General features: G+C 69.0%; 35 protein-coding genes. 2 read left to right on the top strand and 33 right to left on the bottom strand.

The window, feature by feature from the left end; genetic code table 11:
• Nucleotides 1-67: 67 nt before the first annotated feature.
• Nucleotides 68-553 (bottom strand): 30S ribosomal protein S9, encoded by a 486-nt coding sequence (gene rpsI, locus APR03_RS10845; RefSeq protein ID WP_253835575.1) that lies wholly within the window; start codon nucleotides 551-553, stop codon nucleotides 68-70.
• Nucleotides 554-596: 43 nt separating this feature from the next.
• On the bottom strand, nucleotides 597-1,046 hold the full coding sequence (gene rplM / locus APR03_RS10840; RefSeq protein ID WP_253835573.1) for a 50S ribosomal protein L13: 450 nt from the start codon (nucleotides 1,044-1,046) through the stop codon (nucleotides 597-599).
• A gap of 297 nt (nucleotides 1,047-1,343) precedes the next feature.
• Between rplM and APR03_RS10835 the strand changes: the two genes are divergently transcribed.
• Nucleotides 1,344-1,769, top strand: a complete 426-nt coding sequence (locus APR03_RS10835; RefSeq protein WP_253835572.1) for a DUF5709 domain-containing protein — start codon at nucleotides 1,344-1,346, stop codon at nucleotides 1,767-1,769.
• Nucleotides 1,770-1,842: 73 nt separating this feature from the next.
• Here the strand turns inward: APR03_RS10835 and APR03_RS10830 are convergent, their stop codons facing one another.
• On the bottom strand, nucleotides 1,843-2,763 hold the full coding sequence (locus APR03_RS10830) for a tRNA pseudouridine synthase A (RefSeq protein WP_253835570.1): 921 nt from the start codon (nucleotides 2,761-2,763) through the stop codon (nucleotides 1,843-1,845).
• 71 nt (nucleotides 2,764-2,834) lie between these two features.
• Between APR03_RS10830 and APR03_RS10825 the strand changes: the two genes are divergently transcribed.
• Nucleotides 2,835-3,593 (top strand): ROK family protein, encoded by a 759-nt coding sequence (locus APR03_RS10825; RefSeq protein ID WP_253835568.1) that lies wholly within the window; start codon nucleotides 2,835-2,837, stop codon nucleotides 3,591-3,593.
• 179 nt (nucleotides 3,594-3,772) lie between these two features.
• On the opposite strand, the gene rplQ is transcribed toward APR03_RS10825, so the two are convergent.
• From rplQ to rplC, 30 genes are all read right to left on the bottom strand, one after another.
• The gene (gene rplQ, locus APR03_RS10820; RefSeq protein WP_253835567.1) at nucleotides 3,773-4,309 is read right to left on the bottom strand and encodes a 50S ribosomal protein L17; all 537 of its coding nucleotides are present in this window, start codon (nucleotides 4,307-4,309) and stop codon (nucleotides 3,773-3,775) included.
• A 57-nt stretch (nucleotides 4,310-4,366) separates the two neighbouring features.
• Nucleotides 4,367-5,383, bottom strand: coding sequence for a DNA-directed RNA polymerase subunit alpha (locus tag APR03_RS10815; RefSeq protein ID WP_253835565.1), 1,017 nt, complete (start codon nucleotides 5,381-5,383; stop codon nucleotides 4,367-4,369).
• A 178-nt stretch (nucleotides 5,384-5,561) separates the two neighbouring features.
• Nucleotides 5,562-5,966: a 30S ribosomal protein S11 gene (rpsK, locus tag APR03_RS10810; RefSeq protein WP_020016139.1), complete on the bottom strand. Its 405-nt coding sequence runs from the start codon at nucleotides 5,964-5,966 to the stop codon at nucleotides 5,562-5,564.
• A 73-nt stretch (nucleotides 5,967-6,039) separates the two neighbouring features.
• On the bottom strand, nucleotides 6,040-6,414 hold the full coding sequence (gene rpsM, locus APR03_RS10805) for a 30S ribosomal protein S13 (RefSeq protein WP_119139878.1): 375 nt from the start codon (nucleotides 6,412-6,414) through the stop codon (nucleotides 6,040-6,042).
• 175 nt (nucleotides 6,415-6,589) lie between these two features.
• A complete protein-coding gene (gene rpmJ, locus APR03_RS10800) occupies nucleotides 6,590-6,703 on the bottom strand; it encodes a 50S ribosomal protein L36 (protein ID WP_003956441.1) in 114 nt (37 codons plus the stop codon).
• A 127-nt stretch (nucleotides 6,704-6,830) separates the two neighbouring features.
• Nucleotides 6,831-7,052: a translation initiation factor IF-1 gene (gene infA / locus APR03_RS10795; RefSeq protein WP_020016137.1), complete on the bottom strand. Its 222-nt coding sequence runs from the start codon at nucleotides 7,050-7,052 to the stop codon at nucleotides 6,831-6,833.
• Between the two features lie 305 nt (nucleotides 7,053-7,357).
• Nucleotides 7,358-7,807, bottom strand: coding sequence for a hypothetical protein (locus APR03_RS10790; protein WP_253835563.1), 450 nt, complete (start codon nucleotides 7,805-7,807; stop codon nucleotides 7,358-7,360).
• 55 nt (nucleotides 7,808-7,862) lie between these two features.
• Nucleotides 7,863-8,750 carry a type I methionyl aminopeptidase gene (gene map, locus APR03_RS10785; protein WP_253835562.1) on the bottom strand — a complete coding sequence of 296 codons (888 nt, stop codon included), beginning with the start codon at nucleotides 8,748-8,750 and terminating at the stop codon, nucleotides 7,863-7,865.
• 3 nt (nucleotides 8,751-8,753) lie between these two features.
• On the bottom strand, nucleotides 8,754-9,311 hold the full coding sequence (locus APR03_RS10780; RefSeq protein WP_253835917.1) for an adenylate kinase: 558 nt from the start codon (nucleotides 9,309-9,311) through the stop codon (nucleotides 8,754-8,756).
• 80 nt (nucleotides 9,312-9,391) lie between these two features.
• On the bottom strand, nucleotides 9,392-10,687 hold the full coding sequence (secY, locus tag APR03_RS10775; protein WP_253835561.1) for a preprotein translocase subunit SecY: 1,296 nt from the start codon (nucleotides 10,685-10,687) through the stop codon (nucleotides 9,392-9,394).
• 213 nt (nucleotides 10,688-10,900) lie between these two features.
• Nucleotides 10,901-11,353, bottom strand: a complete 453-nt coding sequence (gene rplO, locus APR03_RS10770) for a 50S ribosomal protein L15 (protein ID WP_253835560.1) — start codon at nucleotides 11,351-11,353, stop codon at nucleotides 10,901-10,903.
• A 2-nt stretch (nucleotides 11,354-11,355) separates the two neighbouring features.
• Nucleotides 11,356-11,538 (bottom strand): 50S ribosomal protein L30, encoded by a 183-nt coding sequence (rpmD, locus tag APR03_RS10765; RefSeq protein ID WP_020016131.1) that lies wholly within the window; start codon nucleotides 11,536-11,538, stop codon nucleotides 11,356-11,358.
• Nucleotides 11,538-12,191 (bottom strand): 30S ribosomal protein S5, encoded by a 654-nt coding sequence (gene rpsE / locus APR03_RS10760; RefSeq protein ID WP_253835559.1) that lies wholly within the window; start codon nucleotides 12,189-12,191, stop codon nucleotides 11,538-11,540. Before rpsE ends, rpmD begins: the two co-directional genes overlap by 1 nt.
• Before the next feature lie 31 nt (nucleotides 12,192-12,222).
• Entirely contained in the window at nucleotides 12,223-12,594 is a 372-nt protein-coding gene (gene rplR / locus APR03_RS10755; protein WP_253835558.1) for a 50S ribosomal protein L18, read from the bottom strand.
• 2 nt (nucleotides 12,595-12,596) lie between these two features.
• Nucleotides 12,597-13,133, bottom strand: coding sequence for a 50S ribosomal protein L6 (gene rplF, locus APR03_RS10750; RefSeq protein ID WP_253835557.1), 537 nt, complete (start codon nucleotides 13,131-13,133; stop codon nucleotides 12,597-12,599).
• Between the two features lie 21 nt (nucleotides 13,134-13,154).
• Entirely contained in the window at nucleotides 13,155-13,553 is a 399-nt protein-coding gene (rpsH, locus tag APR03_RS10745) for a 30S ribosomal protein S8 (RefSeq protein WP_253835555.1), read from the bottom strand.
• A gap of 73 nt (nucleotides 13,554-13,626) precedes the next feature.
• Nucleotides 13,627-13,812: a type Z 30S ribosomal protein S14 gene (locus tag APR03_RS10740; RefSeq protein WP_020016126.1), complete on the bottom strand. Its 186-nt coding sequence runs from the start codon at nucleotides 13,810-13,812 to the stop codon at nucleotides 13,627-13,629.
• 1 nt (nucleotide 13,813) lies between these two features.
• Nucleotides 13,814-14,386, bottom strand: a complete 573-nt coding sequence (rplE, locus tag APR03_RS10735) for a 50S ribosomal protein L5 (protein ID WP_253835553.1) — start codon at nucleotides 14,384-14,386, stop codon at nucleotides 13,814-13,816.
• A complete protein-coding gene (gene rplX / locus APR03_RS10730; RefSeq protein WP_119139896.1) occupies nucleotides 14,386-14,727 on the bottom strand; it encodes a 50S ribosomal protein L24 in 342 nt (113 codons plus the stop codon). Before rplX ends, rplE begins: the two co-directional genes overlap by 1 nt.
• Before the next feature lie 2 nt (nucleotides 14,728-14,729).
• Entirely contained in the window at nucleotides 14,730-15,098 is a 369-nt protein-coding gene (gene rplN, locus APR03_RS10725; protein ID WP_020016123.1) for a 50S ribosomal protein L14, read from the bottom strand.
• A gap of 133 nt (nucleotides 15,099-15,231) precedes the next feature.
• A complete protein-coding gene (gene rpsQ, locus APR03_RS10720; RefSeq protein ID WP_253835551.1) occupies nucleotides 15,232-15,519 on the bottom strand; it encodes a 30S ribosomal protein S17 in 288 nt (95 codons plus the stop codon).
• Between the two features lie 4 nt (nucleotides 15,520-15,523).
• Nucleotides 15,524-15,763: a 50S ribosomal protein L29 gene (gene rpmC / locus APR03_RS10715; RefSeq protein WP_116673593.1), complete on the bottom strand. Its 240-nt coding sequence runs from the start codon at nucleotides 15,761-15,763 to the stop codon at nucleotides 15,524-15,526.
• Entirely contained in the window at nucleotides 15,763-16,179 is a 417-nt protein-coding gene (gene rplP, locus APR03_RS10710) for a 50S ribosomal protein L16 (RefSeq protein WP_119139900.1), read from the bottom strand. Before rplP ends, rpmC begins: the two co-directional genes overlap by 1 nt.
• A 2-nt stretch (nucleotides 16,180-16,181) precedes the next feature.
• The gene (gene rpsC / locus APR03_RS10705; RefSeq protein ID WP_253835549.1) at nucleotides 16,182-17,009 is read right to left on the bottom strand and encodes a 30S ribosomal protein S3; all 828 of its coding nucleotides are present in this window, start codon (nucleotides 17,007-17,009) and stop codon (nucleotides 16,182-16,184) included.
• Entirely contained in the window at nucleotides 17,009-17,380 is a 372-nt protein-coding gene (rplV, locus tag APR03_RS10700; RefSeq protein WP_119139904.1) for a 50S ribosomal protein L22, read from the bottom strand. The genes rpsC and rplV overlap by 1 nt, the downstream gene beginning before the upstream one ends.
• A gap of 68 nt (nucleotides 17,381-17,448) precedes the next feature.
• Nucleotides 17,449-17,730: a 30S ribosomal protein S19 gene (gene rpsS, locus APR03_RS10695; protein WP_253835547.1), complete on the bottom strand. Its 282-nt coding sequence runs from the start codon at nucleotides 17,728-17,730 to the stop codon at nucleotides 17,449-17,451.
• A gap of 14 nt (nucleotides 17,731-17,744) precedes the next feature.
• On the bottom strand, nucleotides 17,745-18,581 hold the full coding sequence (gene rplB / locus APR03_RS10690; RefSeq protein WP_253835545.1) for a 50S ribosomal protein L2: 837 nt from the start codon (nucleotides 18,579-18,581) through the stop codon (nucleotides 17,745-17,747).
• A gap of 31 nt (nucleotides 18,582-18,612) precedes the next feature.
• A complete protein-coding gene (rplW, locus tag APR03_RS10685; RefSeq protein WP_253835543.1) occupies nucleotides 18,613-18,915 on the bottom strand; it encodes a 50S ribosomal protein L23 in 303 nt (100 codons plus the stop codon).
• The gene (gene rplD / locus APR03_RS10680; protein WP_253835542.1) at nucleotides 18,912-19,625 is read right to left on the bottom strand and encodes a 50S ribosomal protein L4; all 714 of its coding nucleotides are present in this window, start codon (nucleotides 19,623-19,625) and stop codon (nucleotides 18,912-18,914) included. The genes rplW and rplD overlap by 4 nt, the downstream gene beginning before the upstream one ends.
• Nucleotides 19,626-19,633: 8 nt before the next feature.
• A complete protein-coding gene (gene rplC, locus APR03_RS10675; RefSeq protein ID WP_253835540.1) occupies nucleotides 19,634-20,287 on the bottom strand; it encodes a 50S ribosomal protein L3 in 654 nt (217 codons plus the stop codon).
• Nucleotides 20,288-20,296: the final 9 nt, after the last annotated feature.

Raw genomic sequence — 20,296 nt, 5'->3', positions numbered from 1 at the left:
AATGCGGATGGCCCCGGGGAAACAGTGTCGACACTGTTCCCCGGGGCCGTCCGAGCAGGCGCTGCGATCAGCGCTTGCTGTACTGCGGAGCCTTGCGGGCCTTCTTGAGACCGGCCTTCTTGCGCTCGACCTTGCGGTCGTCGCGGCGCAGGAAGCCGGCCTTCTTGAGCTCGGGGCGGTTGGCCTCGGCGTCGATGGCGTTCAGCGCGCGGGCGATGCCCAGGCGCAGGGCGCCGGCCTGGCCCGACGTGCCACCACCCGTGATGCGGGCGATGACGTCGAAGCGGCCCTCGACCTCGACCAGCGTCAGCGGGGAGTTGACCAGCTGCTGGTGCACCTTGTTCGGGAAGTAGTCCTCGAGGGTGCGGCCGTTGATCTTCCAGGTGCCGGTGCCGGGGACCAGGCGCACGCGCGCCACGGCCTCCTTGCGGCGCCCGAGGGCCTGGGCCGGGGCGGTGATGGACGAGCCGCGCGTTGCGGGCGCAGCCGTCTCGGTGGTGTAGGTGCTGGGCGTCTCGGCGCCCTGCTCGATGTCGACGGTGGTCTCAGCCACTGTGGTGTCCTCGCGTCCTTCGCGTTGCGATCCGGCAGCGGCCTCAGGCCTGCTGCGAAACCTGGGTGATCTCGAACGGCTTGGCCTGCTGCGCCGTGTGCGGGTGCTCAGGGCCTGCGTAGACCTTCAGGTGGGTCAGCTGAGTCCGACCGAGCGAGGTCTTGGGGATCATGCCGCGCACTGCCTTCTCGATGGCGCGCTCCGGCTTGGTGTCCAGCAGCTCGCCGTACGGGGTGGCCGTGAGGCCACCCGGGTAGCCCGAGTGGCGGTACGCCAGCTTGGTCTGACGCTTGTTGCCGCTCAGCGCGACCTTCTCCGCGTTGATGACGATGACGAAGTCACCGCCGTCGACGTGCGGGGCGAAGGTCGGCTTGTGCTTCCCGCGCAGCAGATTGGCGACCTGGCTGGCCAGGCGGCCCAGGACGACGTCGGTCGCGTCGACGACGTACCAGTCGCGCTGGACGTCGCCGGGCTTGGGGGTGTACGTACGCACGGTTCGTAACCTTTTCGTTTGCGGTGTCGTCGGGCGAGAAGCGGCGCCCGATGAGTCAGGTCGTTGTGCGCGGGAGTCAGGTTGGCGTCCGGGCCGGACGTCGGCACGCGAGTGGGCGCGGTGCAGACGCAGGAACACCGTGACAGAGCACAACGACTCAATAGGATACCCAGCGCTCTCCCCGGGGGTCAAAGCGAGAGGGCCCGCGCACGCGCCAGGGGACCATGACGTTCACCACGTCGCCACCGGGACGGCGGCACTGTGGCGTCCGCGGGGAACTGGTGCCACCGTAGGACCATGACCGAGGAAACCCCAGCCACCATGCCGGAGCCGGGCGGGATCGCCGAGGGCGACACCGACCAGCTCCCGGCCGAGGACACCCTGTACAGCCGCGGTCCGAAGGACCACCTCGACGAGGGCTACTCCCCGCCGGACCGGCCCCGCTCGAACCACTGGGGCGAGACCTCGTGGGAGGAGCGCAACCGCGAGCCCATGGACCAGCGCCTCAGCGAGGAGGAGCCGGACGTCTGGCAGGCCGACCCGCTCGAGCGCACCGACACGTCCCGCGCGGGCCGCCTGATCTCCGACCCCGACGCCGACCCGGGCAGCTACGCGGCCGAGGACGGCACCCGCGAGAACGACCTGTACGGCACGGACGCCGGCATCGACGGCGCGGGTGCGAGCGCCGAGGAGGCCGCGGTCCACTGGGTCGAGGAACCATAACCCTCCCGCCGAAGTAGAACTGCAGCGAGATAGAACTCTGGCGTACCCCCTGGTCAGGGGGTACGCCAGAGTTCTATCTCGCTGCAGTTCTACTTCGGCGGGGCCGGCGCGGCTCGTCCCAGACCTCCTCGTCCATGCGCTTGGCCCGCACGGCGTCGGCCCGGGCGGCGAGCTCGGCGTCGGGCGGGAACGTGATCTCCTCCAGGCACAGCCCCTCGGGCGGCACGACGAAGACCCCGGCGTCCCGCCGTCTGCTCGCGAGGAGCTCGGCGGGCCAGCCCGCGGGGCGCCGCCCCTCCCCTACTGCGATCGACGCACCGACCAGCGCCCGCACCATGTTGTGGCAGAACGCGTCGGCCACCACGTGCGCGACCGCCAGCCCGGCGTCGGGCCCGTCGGCCGGGCGTTCCCAGGCGATGCGCTGCAGCTCGCGGATGGTCGTCGCCCCCGGGCGCGGCTTGCAGTAGGCCGCGAAGTCCCGCAGCCCGACCAGGGGGCGCACCGCCGCGTCCATCGCGGCGACGTCGAGCGCCTTGCGGGTCCACAGCACGTGGTCGCGGCGCAGCGGGTCGCGCAGCCCGGGCGCGTCGGCGATGCGGTACGTGTAGCGCCGGCGCAGCGCGGAGAACCGCGCGTCGAACCCCTCGGGCGCGGGCGCCGCCCGGCGCACGACGAGGTCCCCGGGCAGCACGCCACCGAGCCGCGTCACGAGGGACTCCCCGGGCGAGCGGTCGGACCGGCCGGGCAGCGCGGCCCAGCCCTCGGGGTCGACGTCGACGTGCGCCACCTGGCCCCGTGCGTGCACGCCGGAGTCGGTGCGCCCCGCGACGGTCAGCCGAGGCGCGGGCAGACCGCGCTGCTCGCTACGCAGCACCTGGGCCAGGCCGGCCTCCAGCGTGCCCTGCACGGTGCGCAGGTCCGGCTGGCGGGCCCAGCCCGCGAAGCGGGTGCCGTCGTAGGCCAGGTCGAGGCGCACCCTGATGAGCTCGTTCACGGCCCCATCCTCCCCGATTCCCGCGGCGACCTCCGCGCGGCGCGGGGTGCCGGGGCTCGTACAGTGACGTCATGGCAGACACCCTCACGCTCGCCGTGGACTGCGGAGGCGGCGGGATCAAGGCAGCGGTCCTGGACGCGTCGGGCACCGCGCACGCGACGCCGGTCCGCGTGCCGACGCCCTATCCCCTCCCGCCGGAGCTCCTCGTCGACACGATCGCGAAGATCGCCACGGACCTGCCCGAGGCCGCCCGCGTGACGGTCGGCATGCCGGGCATGATCCGCAGCGGCGTCGTCGTGCACACGCCGCACTACATCACCCGGTCCGGACCGCGGTCGCGCGTCGTGCCGGCGTTGGCGGAGGCGTGGCACAACTTCGACATGCGTGCCGCCGTGGCCCGGCGGCTGGGGCTGCCCGCGCTCGTGCTGAACGACGCCGAGGTGCACGGCGCGGGCGTCGTCGCCGCGTCGGGCCTGGAGCTGGTGATCACGCTCGGGACGGGCCTGGGGACCGCCATGTTCCACGGCGGCCGCATCGCCCCGCACCTGGAGTGGTCGCACGCCCCGGTGCGCCGGAGCCTCACCTACGACCAGTACATCGGCGAGCCCGAGCGTCGCAGGCTCGGTGACGGGCTCTGGTCACGACGGGTCGTCACCGTCGTCGACGGCCTGCGGCCGGTGTTCCACTGGGACCGGCTCTACATCGGGGGTGGCAACTCGCGGTGCATCACGCCGTCCGCGCTGGCCCGCCTGGGCGACGACGTCGTCATCGTGCCCAACTCGGCGGCCCTGGTCGGCGGAGCGCGTGCCTGGGACCTCCCCCCGTCCTGACCCCGCGCCCACCCCCGCCCACCCAGCCATCGTGCCCAGATTCACGGGCTGGGGTGGGCACAATGACTGGGTCGGCGGGGACCACCGCGCCCCTCCCACGCACGACGACGCCGGGCCGCACCCTCCGTACGGAAGGTGCGGCCCGGCGTGGTGCAGGGAACCCGCAGGAGGCGGGAGGCTCAGGCCTCCTTCTTCTCCTCAGCGGTGTCCTCGGTGGCGGCGTCCTCGGCCGGGGCGTCGGTGGCGTCCTCGGCGGGGGTCTCCTCGACCGGGGCGTCCTCGACCTTGGCGTCCTCGACCGGCGCGGCCTTCTCGGTGGCCTTGGTGGCCTCCTTGACGACGGCCTGCTTGGGGCTCACGGGCTCGGTGATGAGCTCGATGACCGCCATCGGAGCGTTGTCGCCCTTGCGGGTGCCGATCTTGGTGATGCGCGTGTAGCCACCGTTGCGCTCGGCCATGGCCGGGGCGATCTCGGTGAAGAGCGTGTGCACCACGCCCTTGTCGCGCACGACGGTGAGGACACGGCGGCGGGCGGACAGGTCGCCCTTCTTCGCGAACGTGATCAGGCGCTCGGCCAGCGGACGCAGGCGCTTGGCCTTGGTCTCGGTGGTCGTGATGCGGCCGTGCTCGAAGAGCGAGGTCGACAGGTTCGCGAGGATCAGACGCTCGTGAGCGGGGCTACCGCCGAGCCGCGCGCCCTTGGTAGGGGTAGGCATTGCTTTTCTCCTTGGAAGTGGTTCCGCGCGCCTGGCCCGAGGGCCGGGCGCGGGACGTCAGTACGACTGCTCGTCGCCGCTGTAGGCAGCCGCGTCGCCGGCCTCGAAGTAGGAGGCGCCGGCCGGGTCGAAGTCCAGCGGCGAGTCCTTGAGGCTGAGGCCGAGCTCCGCCAGCTTCTCCTTGACCTCGGTGATCGACTTCGCACCGAAGTTGCGGATGTCGAGCAGGTCCGCCTCGCTGCGGGCCACGAGCTCGCCCACCTGGTGGATGCCCTCGCGCTTGAGGCAGTTGTACGAACGGATGGTGAGGTTGAGCTCCTCGATCGGCAGCGCCAGGTCCGCGGCCAGCGCGGTGTCCGTCGGCGACGGGCCGATCTCGATGCCCTCGGCCTCGACGTTCAGCTCACGTGCCAGGCCGAACAGCTCGACCAGGGTCTTGCCTGCCGAGGCGAGCGCGTCGCGAGGCGTGATCGCCTGCTTGGTCTCGACGTCGACGATGAGCTTGTCGAAGTCGGTGCGCTGCTCGACTCGGGTGGCCTCGACCTTGTACGTGACCTTGAGGACCGGCGAGTAGATCGAGTCGACCGGGATGCGCCCGATCTCCGCGTCGAACTGCTTGTTCTGCGCGGCGGACACGTACCCACGACCCCGCTCGACGGTCAGCTCGATCTCGAGCTTGCCCTTGTCGTTGAGGGTGGCGATGTGCAGGTCGGGGTTGTGCACCTCGACCCCCGCCGGCGGAACGATGTCCGCGGCGGTCACGGCACCAGCACCCTGCTTGCGCAGGTACATCACGACGGGCTCGTCGTTCTCCGAGGAGACCACGAGGTTCTTGATGTTGAGGATGATCTCGGTGACGTCTTCCTTCACGCCCGGCACGGTGCTGAACTCGTGCAGCACACCGTCGATGCGGATGGACGTGACGGCTGCGCCCGGGATGGACGACAGCAGGGTGCGACGCATCGAGTTGCCGAGCGTGTAGCCGAAGCCCGGCTCGAGCGGCTCGATGGAGAAGCGGGAACGGCTCTCCGAGATGACCTCTTCGGTCAGCGTGGGGCGCTGTGCGATGAGCACTGTGGGTGTCCTTTCAGTGTGCGTCCGCTATATGACGCATCACGGCCTGCGATCTCTCGCGGCCCGGACGGATCTCTGTCACCGTCCGGGCGGTGCTCACCTCGCGAGGTGAGCGGATGCCGCGATCCGGTCCCGGTCGCGGCCCCAGGGCCGCGACCGTGACCGGCCGCAACAGATATCAGACGCGGCGACGCTTCGGCGGACGGCAGCCGTTGTGCGCCTGCGGCGTCACGTCCTGGATCGAGCCGACCTCGAGGCCGGTGGCCTGGAGCGAGCGGATGGCGGTCTCGCGACCGGAACCCGGGCCCTTCACGAAGACGTCGACCTTCTTCACGCCGTGCTCCTGCGCGCGACGGGCAGCCGACTCGGCGGCCATCTGCGCGGCGTACGGCGTGGACTTGCGGGAGCCCTTGAAGCCGACGTGGCCGGCAGAGGCCCACGACACCACGGCACCGGACGGGTCGGTGATCGAGATGATCGTGTTGTTGAAGGTGGACTTGATGTGCGCCTGGCCGAGCGGGACGTTCTTCTTGTCCTTGCGGCGCGGCTTGCGGCCGGCGGCGGCGCGAGTCTTGGGAGGCATCTGTTCTGTAATCTCCTGGTCTGATCGGACCGGGGCGGTCTAGCTCAGCGAGCGACCGCTCCACGGACTGCTGTCAGCGGGCCTTCTTCTTGCCCGCAACGGTGCGCTTGGGACCCTTGCGGGTGCGCGCGTTGGTCTTGGTGCGCTGACCACGCACCGGCAGGCCGCGACGGTGGCGCAGGCCCTGGTAGGTGCCGATCTCGACCTTGCGGCGGATGTCGGCCGCGACCTCACGGCGGAGGTCACCCTCGAGCTTGTAGTTGCCCTCGAGGTAGTCGCGGAGCGCAACGAGCTCGGCGTCGCCGAGGTCCTTCACGCGGACGTCCGGGCTGATGCCCGTGGCGGCCAGGGTCTCCTTCGCGCGGGTACGACCCACACCGAAGATGTACGTGAGCGCAACCTCAAGCCGCTTGTCGCGGGGGAGGTCGACGCCGATAAGACGTGCCATGTGCCTTCCGGCTCCTGTACTGCTCGTCGGAGGTCTGCCGCACCGCCATCCCGTGGTTCTCACGGGCCCCGGCCTCCGGACCGAGGGTTCCCCGCCCCGCGTCACGCGGAGTGGTTCGAGGTGGTGCGCTGGTGGTGGCCTCAGCCACCGGCCCGGGCGGGTGCCCGGAGGATGATCAGCCCTGGCGCTGCTTGTGGCGCAGGTTGTCGCAGATCACCATGACGCGACCGTGCCGGCGGATCACCTTGCACTTGTCGCAGATCTTCTTGACGCTCGGCTTGACCTTCATCGGATTTTCCTCCGCCACGTCCGTCCGGTGTCCCGGCGCGGGCGTAACAGTGTCGTGGGTGGTCGATCGTGCGGCGACGTCACCTCTGGCCAGGCCGTGAGTGACATAGCCCCAGACCGGGGACTGACTACTTGTAGCGGTAGACGATCCGGCCGCGGGACAGGTCGTACGGGCTGAGCTCCACCACCACGCGGTCCTCGGGAAGGATCCGGATGTAGTGCTGACGCATCTTTCCCGAGATGTGCGCGAGAACCTTGTGACCGTTCGACAACTCCACGCGGAACATCGCGTTCGGCAGAGCCTCGATCACGCTGCCCTCGATCTCGATGACACCGTCCTTCTTTGCCATATCCTCCGCTAACTCTCGTCGTGACTGCTTCCACGCCCACGCCGTCGCAGAGATGAACTGCGCGACCGGCGGTCGGGTGTGGATGTCGTGTGCGTCCGCGTGCCGCCTACCACGGCGCCCGGCCTGCGCCCCGCTCGCGCGGGGACCGGCAGGCACTGCTGGCGCCTTGTCAGGAACTGGAGGCGTTGAACGGACTACACCCAACGGTCAAGCCTACGCCACTTCGGAAAGCATTCAAAGCGCAGGCACCCGTCCACGGCCCCGGCAGGCGGTGAGACTCGCCACGTGCCACCGGGTCGCAGCGGTCAGAGGTCGTACTCGACGCCGGGCGGGCCGATCATCGTGTGCGGCAGGCTGGCGACGAAGAAGAACAACATCGGGAGCCAGCCGAGCACGACGCCGAGGCCCAGCGCGACCAGCACGGTGCTGCCCCGTGCCGCCCAGAGCCAGACCCCGGCCAGCCAGAGCAGGATCCCGAGCACGAGCACCGATTCCCAGACCAGCAGCGACGTGCCGAAACCGAGCACGATGCCCACCCACAGGAACGGGCTGGTCACCAGGCGACGGGCCCACGCACCGGCCCAGCGCCCGAGGCGCCGCAGCCCACGGCCGACGGCTGACGCCGCCCGGCGGTACCACGGGGCGCGCGGCTCGGCACCCGCCGCGTGCGCAGGCGCCGCGTACGTCGTGTCACCACTGCCCCGCGACGCAGGCGTGACGGGGCCGGAGGCGGGCGTGTGCGCATCGTCGGTCACCCGGCCGATCGTAGCCAACTGACTCCGAGTTAAATAGACCCGCGGGTGACGTTCTTCAGGCCGGCTCGACCGGGGTCACCCCGAAGACACCGAGGCGCTCGGCTCCCCCGTCGGCCGCGGTGAGCACCACGATGCCGTCCTCGGTGATCGCGGTCGAGTGCTCCCAGTGCGCCGCGCGGGACCCGTCGGTGGTGACGACGGTCCAGCCGTCCTCCAGCACCTGAGTCTCCGCTCCGCCCCGCGTGATCATCGGCTCGATCGCCAGGCACATGCCGGACCGGAGGCGCGGACCCGACCCCGACGTCCGGTAGTTGTGGACGTCCGGCGGCTGGTGCATGGCACTGCCGATGCCGTGCCCCACATACTCCTCGACGATGCCGTACTCGACGCCGACGAACTCACCGGCCATCTCGACGGCCGCCTCGACCGCCTCGCCCACGGCGTTCAGCCGCTTCGCGGAGGCCAGCGCGGCGATACCCGCCCACATGGCGGCCTCGGTGGCCCGGACGAGCGCGATGTCGGCGAGGTCCGCGCCGGCGGCGACCAGGTCGTCGTCGGGCAGCCTGTGGTCGAGGGCGCCCTCGGCGCCCAGGACGAACGAGACCGCCGAGTCACCGTGCCAGCCCTCGACGACGGCACCGCAGTCGATGGAGACGAGGTCCCCGGCAGCGAGGACCCGGCTGCCCGGGATCCCGTGGATGACCTCCTCGTTGACCGAGGTACAGATGACTCCGGGGAAGCCGTGGTAGCCGAGGAACGACGGGGCGGCACCGGCGTCCTCGATGGACCGGGCGGCCACCGCGTCGAGCTCAGCCGTGGTGAGACCGGGCCGGGCGGCCGCGCGGACCGCGGCGAGCGTGTCCGCGACGACCAGACCGGCGCGCCGCATGAGGCGCACCTGGTCCGGCGTCTTGTACTCGATCCGCTCCCGGCCGAAGACCACGCCTCAGCCCAGCTGCGTCGCGAGCGAGGCGACGATGCGGTCGGTGACGTCCGAGATCTCGCCCAGGCCGTCGACCCGCACCAGCAGGTTCCGCTCGCCGTAGGCCGCGGTCAGCGGAGCGGTCTGCTCCGCGTAGATGTCGAGGCGCCGCGCGATGGCCTCCTCGGTGTCGTCCTCGCGACCCTCCTGCTCCGCGCGCCTGGCGATGCGGGCCAGGAGCTCGTCGCGGTCGGCCGTCAGCTCGATGACACCGTCCAGCTCCCAGCCGAGGTCGGCCAGGATCTGGTCCAGCTCGGTCACCTGGGCCGCGTTGCGCGGGTACCCGTCCAGGATGAAGCCGTTCTTGACGTCGGCCTGCCCGAGGCGGTCGCGGACCATGGCGTTGGTGACCTCGTCCGGGACCAGCTCGCCCTTGTTCGTGTACTCCTGTGCGGTCTGGCCCAGCTCGGTCTTCCCCGCGATGTTCGCGCGGAAGATGTCACCCGTGGAGATCGGGACGATCCCGAAGACCTCGGCGAGGCGGGCCGCCTGCGTACCCTTGCCCGCGCCCTGCGGGCCCATGATGACCAGGCGCGTGACCTGGCCCTCCTGGTCCGGACGAGCGTGCAGCTCGCGGCGAGAGGTGGTGGTGGGAGTCTGGCTCAACGGAGGAATCCTTCGTAGTGGCGCTGCTGCAGCTGGGAGTCGATCTGCTTGACCGTCTCCAGCCCGACGCCGACCACGATGAGGATCGAGCTGCCTCCGAAGGGCAGGTTGGTGGTGACGCCCAGGAAGACGAGCACCAGCGTCGGGATCAGCGCGATCAGCGCGAGGTACAGGGAACCGGCGGAGGTGATGCGGGTGATCACGAAGTCCAGGTACTCCGCCGTGGGGCGGCCGGCCCGGATGCCGGGGATGAAGCCGCCGTACTTCTTCATGTTGTCCGCGACCTCGTCCGGGTTGAACGTGATCGACGTGTAGAAGAAGCAGAAGAAGATGATCATCAGCGTGTAGATCGCGATGTAGAGCGGCGACGACTGCTGGACCAGGTTGTTGGAGATCCAGATGACCCACTCCTCCGTCTGGTCGCCGAACTGGGCGATCAGGCCGGGGATGGCGAGGATCGACGCCGCGAAGATCACGGGGATCACGCCGGACATGTTGATCTTGATCGGGATGTAGGTGCTGGTGCCGCCGTACATGCGGCGACCCACCATGCGCTTCGCGTACTGCACCGGGATGCGGCGCTGCGACTGCTCGACGAAGACCACGAGGCCGATCACCAGGATGATGACCAGGATCATGATCGTGAAGTTCAGGACGCCGTTCGCGCCACCGGCGATCGACCACAGGGAGGTCGGGAAGCTCGCGGCGATCGACGTGAAGATGAGCAGCGACATGCCGTTGCCGACGCCGCGCTCGGTGATCAGCTCGCCGAGCCACATGACCAGGCCCGTACCCGCGGTCATGGTGATGACCATGAAGACCGAGGTGAGGATGCTGTCGCTCGCGATGACGTCGAGGTCGCAGCCCGTGAACAGCAGACCCTGGCGCGCCGTCGTGATGACGGTCGTCGACTGCAGGATCGCGAGCGCGATCGTGAGGTAGCGCGTGTACTGGGTCAGCTTGGCCTGGCCCGACTGGCCCTCCTTGTGGAGCGCCTCGAAGCGAGGGATGACCACGCGGAGCAGCTGCACGATGATGCTCGCGGTGATGTACGGCATGATGCCGAGCGCGAAGATCGACAGCTGCAGCAGCGCACCGCCGCTGAAGACGTTGATCAGGCCGAGCAGCGTGTTGTCACCCGCCAGGGCGATACATTGCTGCACGTTCGCATAGTCCACACCGGGGGTCGGGATGAACGACCCGAGCCGGAAGATCGCCATGATCGCGATCGTGAACAGCAGCTTGCGCCGCAGGTCTGGCGTCCGGAAAGCCCGGCCGAAAGCGCTGAGCACCCTATCCTCCTGGCCCGCCGTTGCGGGATCTAGTGTCGCCGGCAGGACGCCGGCGAGGTGTGTCGAACGTGGGCCAGACCACAACGGTGCAGCCAGACCGTGTCGGATTCTACGTTGCTCACGCCGGTCCGTGGACCACGTTCGCTCCGGGAAATACTCAAGAGAGCACACAGGGCCGGCCGCGCTCACGCGCCGCCGGCCCTGTCAGCTGTCTCAGGCCTCCGAGACCGTACCGCCGGCCGCCAGGATCTTCTCCTTGGCGGACGCCGAGACGCGGTCCACCGCGACCTCGAGCTTGACGTCGATCTCACCGTTGCCGAGCACCTTGACGGGCTGGCCCTTGCGGACGGCCCCCTTGGCGACGAGGTCCTCGACGGTGACGGTGCCACCCTCGGGGAACAGCGCCGAGAGCTTGTCCAGGTTCACGACCTGGAACTCGACGCGGAACGGGTTCTTGAACCCACGCAGCTTCGGGAGGCGCATGTGCAGAGGCATCTGCCCACCCTCGAAGCCCGCGGGGACCTGGTAACGAGCCTTCGTACCCTTGGTACCACGACCCGCCGTCTTACCCTTCGACCCCTCACCGCGACCCACACGGGTCTTCGCGGTCTTGGCGCCGGGAGCCGGACGGAGGTGGTGGACCTTCAGCGGCTTGTTCTCCGCCATGATCACTCGACCTCCTCGACGGCGACGAGGTGCGCCACCGTCTTGACCATGCCACGGATCTCCGCGCGGTCCTCCTTCACGGCGGTGTCGCCGATCCGCTTGAGGCCGAGCGTCCGCAGCGTGTCACGCTGGTTCTGCTTGCCGCCGATGGCGGACTTGGTCTGGGTCACCTTCAGACGAGCCATCACGCACCAGCCTTCGCTGCCGACTCGGCACGACCGGCGGCCTGGGCGCGCAGGAGCGCGGCCGGGGCCACGTCCTCCAGCGGGAGCCCACGGCGAGCGGCCACAGCGGCCGGCTCCTCGAGGCCCTTGAGGGCCTCGACCGTGGCGTGCACGATGTTGATCGCGTTGGACGAGCCGAGCGACTTGCTCAGGACGTCGTGGATGCCCGCGCACTCCAGCACGGCGCGCACCGGACCACCGGCGATCACACCGGTACCCGGCGACGCCGGACGCAGGAACACGACACCGGCGGCGGCCTCACCCTGGATGGGGTGCGGGATGGTGCCCTGGATACGAGGGACGCGGAAGAAGTTCTTCTTCGCCTCCTCGACACCCTTGGCGATCGCCGCGGGCACCTCCTTGGCCTTGCCGTAGCCGACGCCGACGGTGCCGTCGCCGTCGCCCACCACGACCAGCGCGGTGAAGCTGAAGCGGCGGCCGCCCTTGACGACCTTGGCGACGCGGTTGATGGTGACGACCTTCTCGAGGAAGGCGCTCTTCTCCTCGCGCCCGCCGCGACGGTCGTCCCGACGACCGCCACCACGACGGTCGTTACGGTCCTTGTTCTCGGTGGCGGCACCCTGGGGGGCGCCGCTGCGCTGCCCTGCAGCCATCAGAGAGTCCTCTTCTTCCGTGCGTAGGTCATCACAGGGCCAGACCACCCTCGCGGGCGCCGTCGGCCACTGCAGCGACACGACCGTGGTACTTGTTGCCGCCGCGGTCGAACACGACGGTGTCGACGCCGACAGCCTTGGCACGCTCGGCGACGAGCTCGCCGACCTTGCGGGCCTTGGCCGTCTTGTCGCCGTCGAACGCACGCAGGTCGGCCTCGAGGGTCGACGCGGAGGCGACGGTCTTGCCCACGGTGTCGTCCACGACCTGCGCCACCATGTGGCGCGAGGAGCGGGTGACGACCAGACGCGGACGGACGGCGGTGCCGGTGATCTTCTTGCGCAGGCGCGAGTGGCGACGCTGGCGAGCGACGGACTTGCCCTTGCCCAGGATCTTGATAGCCATCGTCACTTACCAGCCTTTCCGACCTTGCGGCGGACGTTCTCGCCGGCGTAGCGCACGCCCTTGCCCTTGTAGGGCTCGGGCTTGCGGATCTTGCGAATGTTCGCTGCGACCTCGCCGACCTGCTGCTTGTCGATGCCGGAGACCGAGAACTTGGTGGGGCTCTCGACCGCGAACGTGACGCCCGCAGGGGGCTCGACGACAACGGGGTGGCTGAAGCCGAGCGCGAACTCGAGGCTCGAGCCCTTCGCCACGACGCGGTAACCAGTACCGACGATCTCGAGCTTCTTCTCGTAGCCCTCGGTCACACCGGTGATCATGTTGGCGATCAGGGTGCGGGTCAGGCCGTGCAGCGCACGGGAGTTCCGCTCGTCGTCCGGACGGGACACCACGAGCTGGGCGTCCTCCTGGGCGACATTGATGGGTGCGGGCACGGTGTGCTCGAGAGAACCCTTGGGGCCCTTCACGGTCACCAGCGCGCCGCTGACGGTGATGTCCACGCCGGCCGGGACCGGAACGGGAAGCTTGCCGATTCGAGACATTGGCGTTTTCTCCTTTCCGGATTACCAGACGTAGGCGAGGACTTCGCCGCCCACGCCCTTGGCCTGTGCCTGCCGGTCGGTCAGGAGGCCGGAGGACGTGGACAGGATCGCCACGCCCAGGCCGCCGAGGACCTTGGGCAGATCGGTGGACTTGCGGTAGACGCGCAGGCCGGGCTTCGAGATGCGGCGAACGCCCGCGAGGGCGCGCTCCCGGTTCTGGCCGTACTTCAGCTCGATCGTGAGGGACTTGCCCACCTGGGCGTCCTCCACGGACCAGCCGGCGATGTAGCCCTCGGCCTGCAGGATCTCAGCAATGTGCGTCTTCAGCTTCGACGACGGCATGGTGACCGTGTCGTGGTGCGCCGAGTTCGCGTTCCGCAGACGGGTCAGCATGTCTGCGATCGGGTCGGTCATAGTCATGTCGGGCTCGTGCCCTTCCTCGCCGGGGTATCCGGGCGGCCAGGTGGCCGGACGGACCTACGGCGTAGTTGTGTTACCAGCTGCTCTTGGTGACGCCGGGAAGCTCGCCGCGGTGGGCCATCTCCCGCACGCAGATGCGGCACAGGCCGAACTTGCGGTAGACGGAGTGCGGGCGACCGCACTTCTGGCACCGGGTGTAGGCGCGGACCGCGAACTTCGGCTTGCCGGCCGCCTTGTTGATCAGGGCCTTCTTCGCCATGTCAGTTCTCCTTGAAGGGGAAGCCGAGACGGCGCAGCAGGGAGCGGCCCTCGTCGTCGGTCGTCGCCGTCGTCACGACCGTGATGTCCATACCGCGGACCCGGTCGATCTTGTCCTGGTCGATCTCGTGGAACATCGACTGCTCCGTGAGACCGAAGGTGTAGTTGCCGTGCCCGTCGAACTGCTTGGGCGACAGGCCGCGGAAGTCGCGGATACGCGGCAGCGCGATCGCCAGCAGGCGGTCGAGGAACTCCCACATCCGGTCGCCGCGGAGCGTCACGTGCGCGCCGATCGGCATGCCCTCGCGCAGCTTGAACTGCGCGATCGACTTGCGAGCCTTGGTGACCTGCGGCTTCTGACCGGTGATCGCCGAGAGGTCGCGGATGGCGCCCTCGATGAGCTTCGAGTCCTTGGCCGCGTCGCCCACACCCATGTTCACGACGATCTTGGTCAGACCGCCGGCCTGGTGCAGGTTGGAGTGGCCGAACTCCTCGATCAGCGCCGGGAGGATCTCCTCGCGGTACTTCTGCTTGAGGCGCGGCTGGGCCGGGGCCTCGATGGTCGTCTCGGTCATCAGATGTCCTTCCCGGAGCGCTTCGCGACGCGGATCCGGACGGTCTTGGTACGACCGTCACGCTCCACCTGCTCGAGGCGGTACCCGACGCGGGTGCCCTTCTTGGTCTCCGGGTCGACGATCATCACGTTGCTCACGTGGATCGGCGCCTCGACCGTCTCGATGCCACCGGTGCGGGTGCCGCGCTGCGACTGGCCCACCTTGGTGTGCTTCGTGACGCGCTGCACGCCCTCGACCACGACACGGTCGGAGTCCTTGAGGACCTCCAGCACGCGGCCGGTCTTGCCCTTGTCGCGACCCGAGATCACGATGACCTGGTCGCCCTTCTTGATCTTCGCCATGGTCAGAGCACCTCCGGAGCCAGCGAGATGATCTTCATGAACCGCTTGTCGCGCAGCTCACGGCCGACCGGGCCGAAGATGCGGGTGCCGCGAGGCTCGCCGTCGTTCTTCAGGATGACGGCGGCGTTCTCGTCGAACTTGATGTAGGAACCGTCCGGACGACGGCGCTCCTTGGCGGTCCGGACGACGACAGCCTTGATGACGTCGCCCTTCTTCACGTTGCCGCCCGGGATCGCGTCCTTGACGGTGGCGACGATGGTGTCGCCGATACCGGCGTAGCGACGGCCGGAGCCACCGAGAACGCGGATGCAGAGGATCTCCTTGGCACCCGTGTTGTCGGCGACCCGAAGTCGCGACTCCTGCTGGATCATTTGAATGAACTCCTGACGTCGAACTGGTTCTCGCGCGGACTGCTTCCGGCGAGCCTGGTCGAACGGATAGTTGCTGTGCCGGGGGCGCCACGCGTACGTGTGTCACGCACCGCCCCCAGCGGGATGAGAAGTCTTACTTGGCCTTCTCGGCGATCTCCACCAGGCGCCACCGCTTGGTCGCGGACAGCGGGCGGGTCTCCATGATGACGACCAGGTCGCCGATGCCGGCGGTGTTCTGCTCGTCGTGCGCCTTGACCTTGTTGGTGCGACGGATGACCTTGCCGTAGAGCGGGTGCTTCACCCGGTCCTCGACCTCGACCACGATGGTCTTGTCCATCTTGTCGCTGACCACGTAGCCACGGCGCACCTTGCGCGTCGTGCGCTGGGCCTGCGCGGCCTCAGCAGTCGTGTTCTCGCTCATTGCCTCACTCACTCACGCTCGGAGCCGTACGGATACCGAGCTCGCGCTCGCGCAGGATCGTGTAGATCCGGGCGATGTCACGACGCACGGCCTTCAGTCGGCCGTGGCTCTCGAGCTGGCCGGTCGCCGACTGGAAACGGAGGTTGAACAGCTCCTCCTTGGCTTCCTTCAGCTTGGCGACGAGAGTCTCGTCGTCCATGCCATCCAGATCGATCGGGGCGAGCCCCTGCGTACCGATAGCCATCAGACACCACCCTCGCGCACCACGAAACGGCACTTCATCGGGAGCTTGTGCATCGCGCGGCGCATGGCCTCGCGAGCAAGGGACTCGTCAACACCGGCCAGCTCGAAGACGACGCGGCCCGGCTTGACGTTGGCGACCCACCACTCCGGCGAACCCTTACCGGAACCCATGCGGGTCTCGGCAGGCTTCTTGGTCAGCGGACGGTCCGGGTAGATGTTGATCCACACCTTGCCGCCACGCTTGATGTGGCGAGTCATTGCGATACGCGCCGCCTCGATCTGGCGGTTGGTGACGTACGCCGGCTCCAGAGCCTGGATGCCGAAGTCGCCGAACGCGATCTGGGTGCCACCCTTGGCCGCGCCGGAGCGCGACGGGTGGTGCTGCTTGCGGTGCTTGACCCTGCGCGGGATCAGCATGGTCAGGCCTCCGTTCCGGTCTCAGCGGCCGGAGCAGCAGCCTCCGCCGCGGGGGCGGCGGTCTCGGCGCTGCGCTCGGCCGGACGCTCGTTGCGACGGCCGCCACGACGCTCGCCGCCACGCTCACCGCGGTCACCACGGCCACGACCCTGACGGGGAGCGGCGGTGGCCTGCTGAGCGGCGAACTCCTTCTCGGTGACCTCGCCCTTGTAGATCCACACCTTGACGCCGATACGGCCGAAGGTGGTGCGGGCCTCGTAGAAGCCGAAGTCGATGTACGCACGGAGCGTGTGCAGGGGCACGCGGCCCTCGCGGTAGAACTCCGAGCGGCTCATCTCGGCGCCACCGAGGCGGCCCGAGACCTGGACGCGGATACCCTTCGCGCCGGCGCGCTGGGCGGACTGCATGCCCTTGCGCATCGCACGACGGAACGAGACACGGCTCGCGAGCTGCTCGGCGATGCCCTGAGCAACCAGCTGCGCGTCGATCTCCGCGTTCTTGACCTCGAGGATGTTGAGCTGGACCTGCTTGCCCGTGAGCTTCTCGAGCTCGCCGCGGATGCGGTCGGCCTCGGCACCCCGGCGGCCGATCACGATGCCCGGACGCGCCGTGTGGATGTCCACGCGGACGCGGTCACGGGTGCGCTCGATCTCGACCTTGGAGATGCCGGCCCGCTCGAGGCCGGTGCCCATGAGCTTGCGGATCTGCACGTCCTCGCGGACGTAGTCGCGGTACCGCTGACCAGGCTTGGTGCTGTCGGCGAACCAGCGCGACCGGTGGTCGGTGGTGATACCGAGGCGGTACCCGTGCGGGTGAACCTTCTGTCCCACTATCGGGCCCCTTCCTTGACGGTCTGCTTGTCGGCGAGCACCACCGTGATGTGGCTGGTGCGCTTGAGGATGCGCGTAGCACGTCCCTGAGCCCGCGGGCGGAACCGCTTGAGGGTCGGGCCCTCGTCCACGAACGCGGCGGAGACGACCAGGTCGCCCTCGTCGAAGCGCTCGCTCGCGCGGTCGGCCTTCACCCGTGCGTTGGCGATCGCGCTCTCCACGACCTTGCGGATCGGCTCACTGGCGGCCTGCGGTGCGAACTTCAGCACCGCGACGGCCTCAGAGGCCTGCTTGCCACGGATGAGGTCCACGACGCGCCGGGCCTTCTGGGGCGTGACACGGACGAACCGCGCCTGCGCCTTGGCTTCCATTGCTGTCCTGCTTCCTTTTCTCAGACAGTCCGGGTCATCACTGCTTCAGCGAGGGGAAACCCCACGCCTCAGCGGCGACGGCCCTTCCTGTCGTCCTTCACGTGGCCGCGGAAGGTCCGCGTGGGAGCGAACTCGCCGAGCTTGTGGCCGACCATCGACTCGGTCACGAAGACCGGGACGTGCTTGCGACCGTCGTGCACGGCAAAGGTGTGACCGAGGAAGTCGGGCGTGACGACCGACCGACGGGACCAGGTCTTGATGACGTTCTTGGTCCCCTTCTCGTTCTGCGCGTCCACCTTCTTCTGGAGGTGGTCGTCGACGAAGGGGCCCTTCTTCAGGCTACGAGGCATGTTTCAGGCTCCTATCAGCGCTTCTTGCCGGTACGACGGCGACGGACGATCATCCGGTCGCTCGACTTGTTCGGACGGCGGGTACGACCCTCCGGCTGGCCCCAGGGGCTCACCGGGTGACGACCACCGGACGTCTTGCCCTCACCACCACCGTGCGGGTGGTCGACCGGGTTCATGGCGACACCGCGCACGGTCGGGCGCTTGCCCTTCCAGCGCATGCGGCCGGCCTTGCCCCAGTTGATGTTCGACTGCTCGGCGTTGCCCACCTCGCCGACCGTCGCGCGGCAGCGCAGGTCGACGTTGCGGATCTCACCGGACGGCATGCGCAGCTGCGCGTACGGGCCGTCCTTGGCGACGAGCTGCACGGACGCACCGGCCGAGCGGGCGATCTTCGCGCCGCCACCGGGCCGGAGCTCGATGGCGTGGATGACCGTACCGGTCGGGATGTTGCGCAGCGGCAGGTTGTTGCCGGGCTTGATGTCGGCACCCGCACCGGCCTCGATGCGGTCGCCCTGCGACAGCTTGTTCGGCGCGATGATGTAGCGCTTCTCGCCGTCCGCGTAGTGCAGGAGCGCGATGCGCGCCGTGCGGTTGGGGTCGTACTCGATGTGAGCGACCTTCGCGGGCACGCCGTCCTTGTCGTGACGACGGAAGTCGATGACGCGGTAGGCACGCTTGTGCCCGCCGCCCTTGTGACGCGTCGTGATGCGGCCGGTGTTGTTGCGGCCACCGGTCTTGCTCAGCGGGCGGACCAGCGACTTCTCCGGCTGCGAGCGCGTGACCTCGACGAAGTCGGCGACGCTGGAGCCACGACGGCCGGGCGTCGTCGGCTTGTACTTACGGATTCCCATGGAAACCTGTCCTCAATCGTCTCTAGTCAGCTCAGCCGACCGGACCGCCGAAGATGTCGATCGTGCCCTCGCGGAGGGTGACGATCGCACGCTTCGTGTCCTTGCGCTTGCCGAGGCCGAAACGCGTACGACGCGTCTTGCCCTTGCGGTTGATCGTGTTCACCGAGGCGACCTTCACGCTGAAGACCTTCTCGATCGCGATCTTGATCTCGGTCTTGTTCGCGCTCGGGTCCACGATGAAGGTGTACTTGCCCTCGTCGAGAAGGTTGTAGCTCTTCTCGGAGACGACCGGCGCGATCAGGATGTCGCGCGGGTCCTTCACGGTGACGCTCACTTTGCGGTCTCCTCGGTGATAGCAGCCTCGGACCCGATCTCCGACTCGGCGGCGACAGCCTTCGCGCCCTTGGCCGGGCCCTCGAGGAACGCTGCGAGCGCACCCTCGGTGAAGATGACGTCGTCGGAGACGAGCACGTCGTAGGTGTTCAGCTGGTCGGCGACCAGGAGGTGCACCTCGGGGACGTTGCGCAGCGACTTGATCGTGATCTCGTCGTCACGCTGCGTCACGACGAGCACGTGCTCGCGCGTGGTCAGCTTGGCGATCGTGCCGAGGGCCGTCTTGGTCGAGGGCGTGCCGTCCAGGCCGAAGCCCGTGACGACGTGCACACGACCGGCGCGGGCGCGGTCCGAGAGGGCGCCACGCAGGGCGGCGGCCTTCATCTTCTTCGGGGTGCGCTGGTCGTACTTGCGCGGCTGCGGGCCGTGGACGGTGCCACCGCCGGCGAACTGCGGGGCGCGCGTCGAACCCTGGCGGGCGCGGCCGGTGCCCTTCTGCTTGTACGGCTTCTTGCCACCACCGCGGACGTCGCCGCGGGTCTTGGTGGCGTGCGTCCCCTGGCGGGCGGCGGCGCGCTGGGCGACGACGACCTGGTGGATCAGCGGGACGTTCACGGCGACGTCGAACACCTCAGCGGGGAGCTCGGCCGTGCCGGACTTCTTGCCCTGGGCGTCGACGACGTCCACGGACAGCGCGGTCTGCGTGGTCATGGCTGCGGTCACGCTCCCTTCGCGGCGTTACGCACGAGGACGACGCCACCCTTGGGGCCGGGAACCGCGCCCTTGACGAGCAGCAGACCCTTCTCGACGTCGACCGCGTGAACGGTCAGGTTCTGGGTGGTCTGACGGGCGTTACCCATCCGACCAGCCATCCGCAGGCCCTTGAAGACTCGCGACGGCGTCGATGCGCCACCGATCGAGCCCGGCTTGCGGTGGTTGCGGTGCGCACCGTGGGAGGCGCTCACGCCGGCGAAGCCGTGACGCTTCATGACACCGGCGGTGCCCTTGCCCTTGGTCGTGCCGACCACGTCGACCACGGCACCGGCCTCGAACACCTCGGCGGTGATCTCCTGGCCGAGCGTGAACTCGGACGCGTTCTCGGTGCGGATCTCGGCGACGTGACGACGCGGCGTCACACCGGCCTTCTCGAAGTGGCCCTTGAGGGGCTTGGTGACCTTGCGCGGGTCCACCCGGCCGGCCGCGAGCTGCACAGCCGCGTAGCCGTCGGTGTCGACCGTGCGGATCTGGGTCACCACGTTCGTGCCCACGGAGACCACGGTCACCGGCACGAGGCGCCCGGCCTCGTCCCAGAGCTGGGTCATGCCGAGCTTGGTCCCGAGCAACGCGGTCACGTTCTTCTGCTGGTTGGTCATGATGTCCTC

Source organism: Promicromonospora thailandica (assembly GCF_024171955.1).
GTDB classification, from domain to species: Bacteria; Actinomycetota; Actinomycetes; order Actinomycetales; family Cellulomonadaceae; genus Promicromonospora; species Promicromonospora thailandica.
This window is presented reverse-complemented; position numbering and strand designations above follow the sequence as displayed.

Bases quoted from the DNA above. Each gene is read 5' to 3' on its own strand.
- rpmJ (WP_003956441.1), bottom strand. From the start codon at position 6,703: ATGAAGGTCAAGCCGAGCGTCAAGAAGATCTGCGACAAGTGCAAGGTG.
- rplR (WP_253835558.1), bottom strand. From the start codon at position 12,594: ATGGCTATCAAGATCCTGGGCAAGGGCAAGTCCGTCGCTCGCCAGCGT.
- rplE (WP_253835553.1), bottom strand. From the start codon at position 14,386: ATGACCGAGACGACCATCGAGGCCCCGGCCCAGCCGCGCCTCAAGCAG.
- APR03_RS10835 (WP_253835572.1), top strand. From the start codon at position 1,344: ATGACCGAGGAAACCCCAGCCACCATGCCGGAGCCGGGCGGGATCGCC.
- rplC (WP_253835540.1), bottom strand. From the start codon at position 20,287: ATGACCAACCAGCAGAAGAACGTGACCGCGTTGCTCGGGACCAAGCTC.
- rplO (WP_253835560.1), bottom strand. From the start codon at position 11,353: ATGGCGGAGAACAAGCCGCTGAAGGTCCACCACCTCCGTCCGGCTCCC.
- rpsQ (WP_253835551.1), bottom strand. From the start codon at position 15,519: ATGAGCGAGAACACGACTGCTGAGGCCGCGCAGGCCCAGCGCACGACG.
- rplV (WP_119139904.1), bottom strand. From the start codon at position 17,380: ATGGAAGCCAAGGCGCAGGCGCGGTTCGTCCGTGTCACGCCCCAGAAG.
- rplP (WP_119139900.1), bottom strand. From the start codon at position 16,179: ATGCTGATCCCGCGCAGGGTCAAGCACCGCAAGCAGCACCACCCGTCG.
- rpsK (WP_020016139.1), bottom strand. From the start codon at position 5,966: ATGCCTCCCAAGACTCGCGCCGCCGCCGGCCGCAAGCCGCGCCGCAAG.
- rplD (WP_253835542.1), bottom strand. From the start codon at position 19,625: ATGACCACGCAGACCGCGCTGTCCGTGGACGTCGTCGACGCCCAGGGC.
- APR03_RS10825 (WP_253835568.1), top strand. From the start codon at position 2,835: ATGGCAGACACCCTCACGCTCGCCGTGGACTGCGGAGGCGGCGGGATC.
- rpsM (WP_119139878.1), bottom strand. From the start codon at position 6,414: ATGGCACGTCTTATCGGCGTCGACCTCCCCCGCGACAAGCGGCTTGAG.
- rplF (WP_253835557.1), bottom strand. From the start codon at position 13,133: ATGTCTCGAATCGGCAAGCTTCCCGTTCCGGTCCCGGCCGGCGTGGAC.
- rpmD (WP_020016131.1), bottom strand. From the start codon at position 11,538: ATGGCTCGTCTGAAGGTGACCCAGACCAAGTCCGCCATCGGCGGCAAG.
- rplQ (WP_253835567.1), bottom strand. From the start codon at position 4,309: ATGCCTACCCCTACCAAGGGCGCGCGGCTCGGCGGTAGCCCCGCTCAC.
- rplB (WP_253835545.1), bottom strand. From the start codon at position 18,581: ATGGGAATCCGTAAGTACAAGCCGACGACGCCCGGCCGTCGTGGCTCC.
- rpmC (WP_116673593.1), bottom strand. From the start codon at position 15,763: ATGGCTATCGGTACGCAGGGGCTCGCCCCGATCGATCTGGATGGCATG.
- rplX (WP_119139896.1), bottom strand. From the start codon at position 14,727: ATGGCGAAGATCAAGAAGGGCGACCAGGTCATCGTGATCTCGGGTCGC.
- APR03_RS10780 (WP_253835917.1), bottom strand. From the start codon at position 9,311: ATGGGCCCGCAGGGCGCGGGCAAGGGTACGCAGGCGGCCCGCCTCGCC.
- rpsE (WP_253835559.1), bottom strand. From the start codon at position 12,191: ATGGCTGCAGGGCAGCGCAGCGGCGCCCCCCAGGGTGCCGCCACCGAG.
- APR03_RS10740 (WP_020016126.1), bottom strand. From the start codon at position 13,812: ATGGCGAAGAAGGCCCTGATCAACAAGGCGGCCGGCAAGCCGAAGTTC.
- rpsS (WP_253835547.1), bottom strand. From the start codon at position 17,730: ATGCCTCGTAGCCTGAAGAAGGGCCCCTTCGTCGACGACCACCTCCAG.
- rplN (WP_020016123.1), bottom strand. From the start codon at position 15,098: ATGATCCAGCAGGAGTCGCGACTTCGGGTCGCCGACAACACGGGTGCC.
- rpsH (WP_253835555.1), bottom strand. From the start codon at position 13,553: ATGACTATGACCGACCCGATCGCAGACATGCTGACCCGTCTGCGGAAC.
- infA (WP_020016137.1), bottom strand. From the start codon at position 7,052: ATGGCAAAGAAGGACGGTGTCATCGAGATCGAGGGCAGCGTGATCGAG.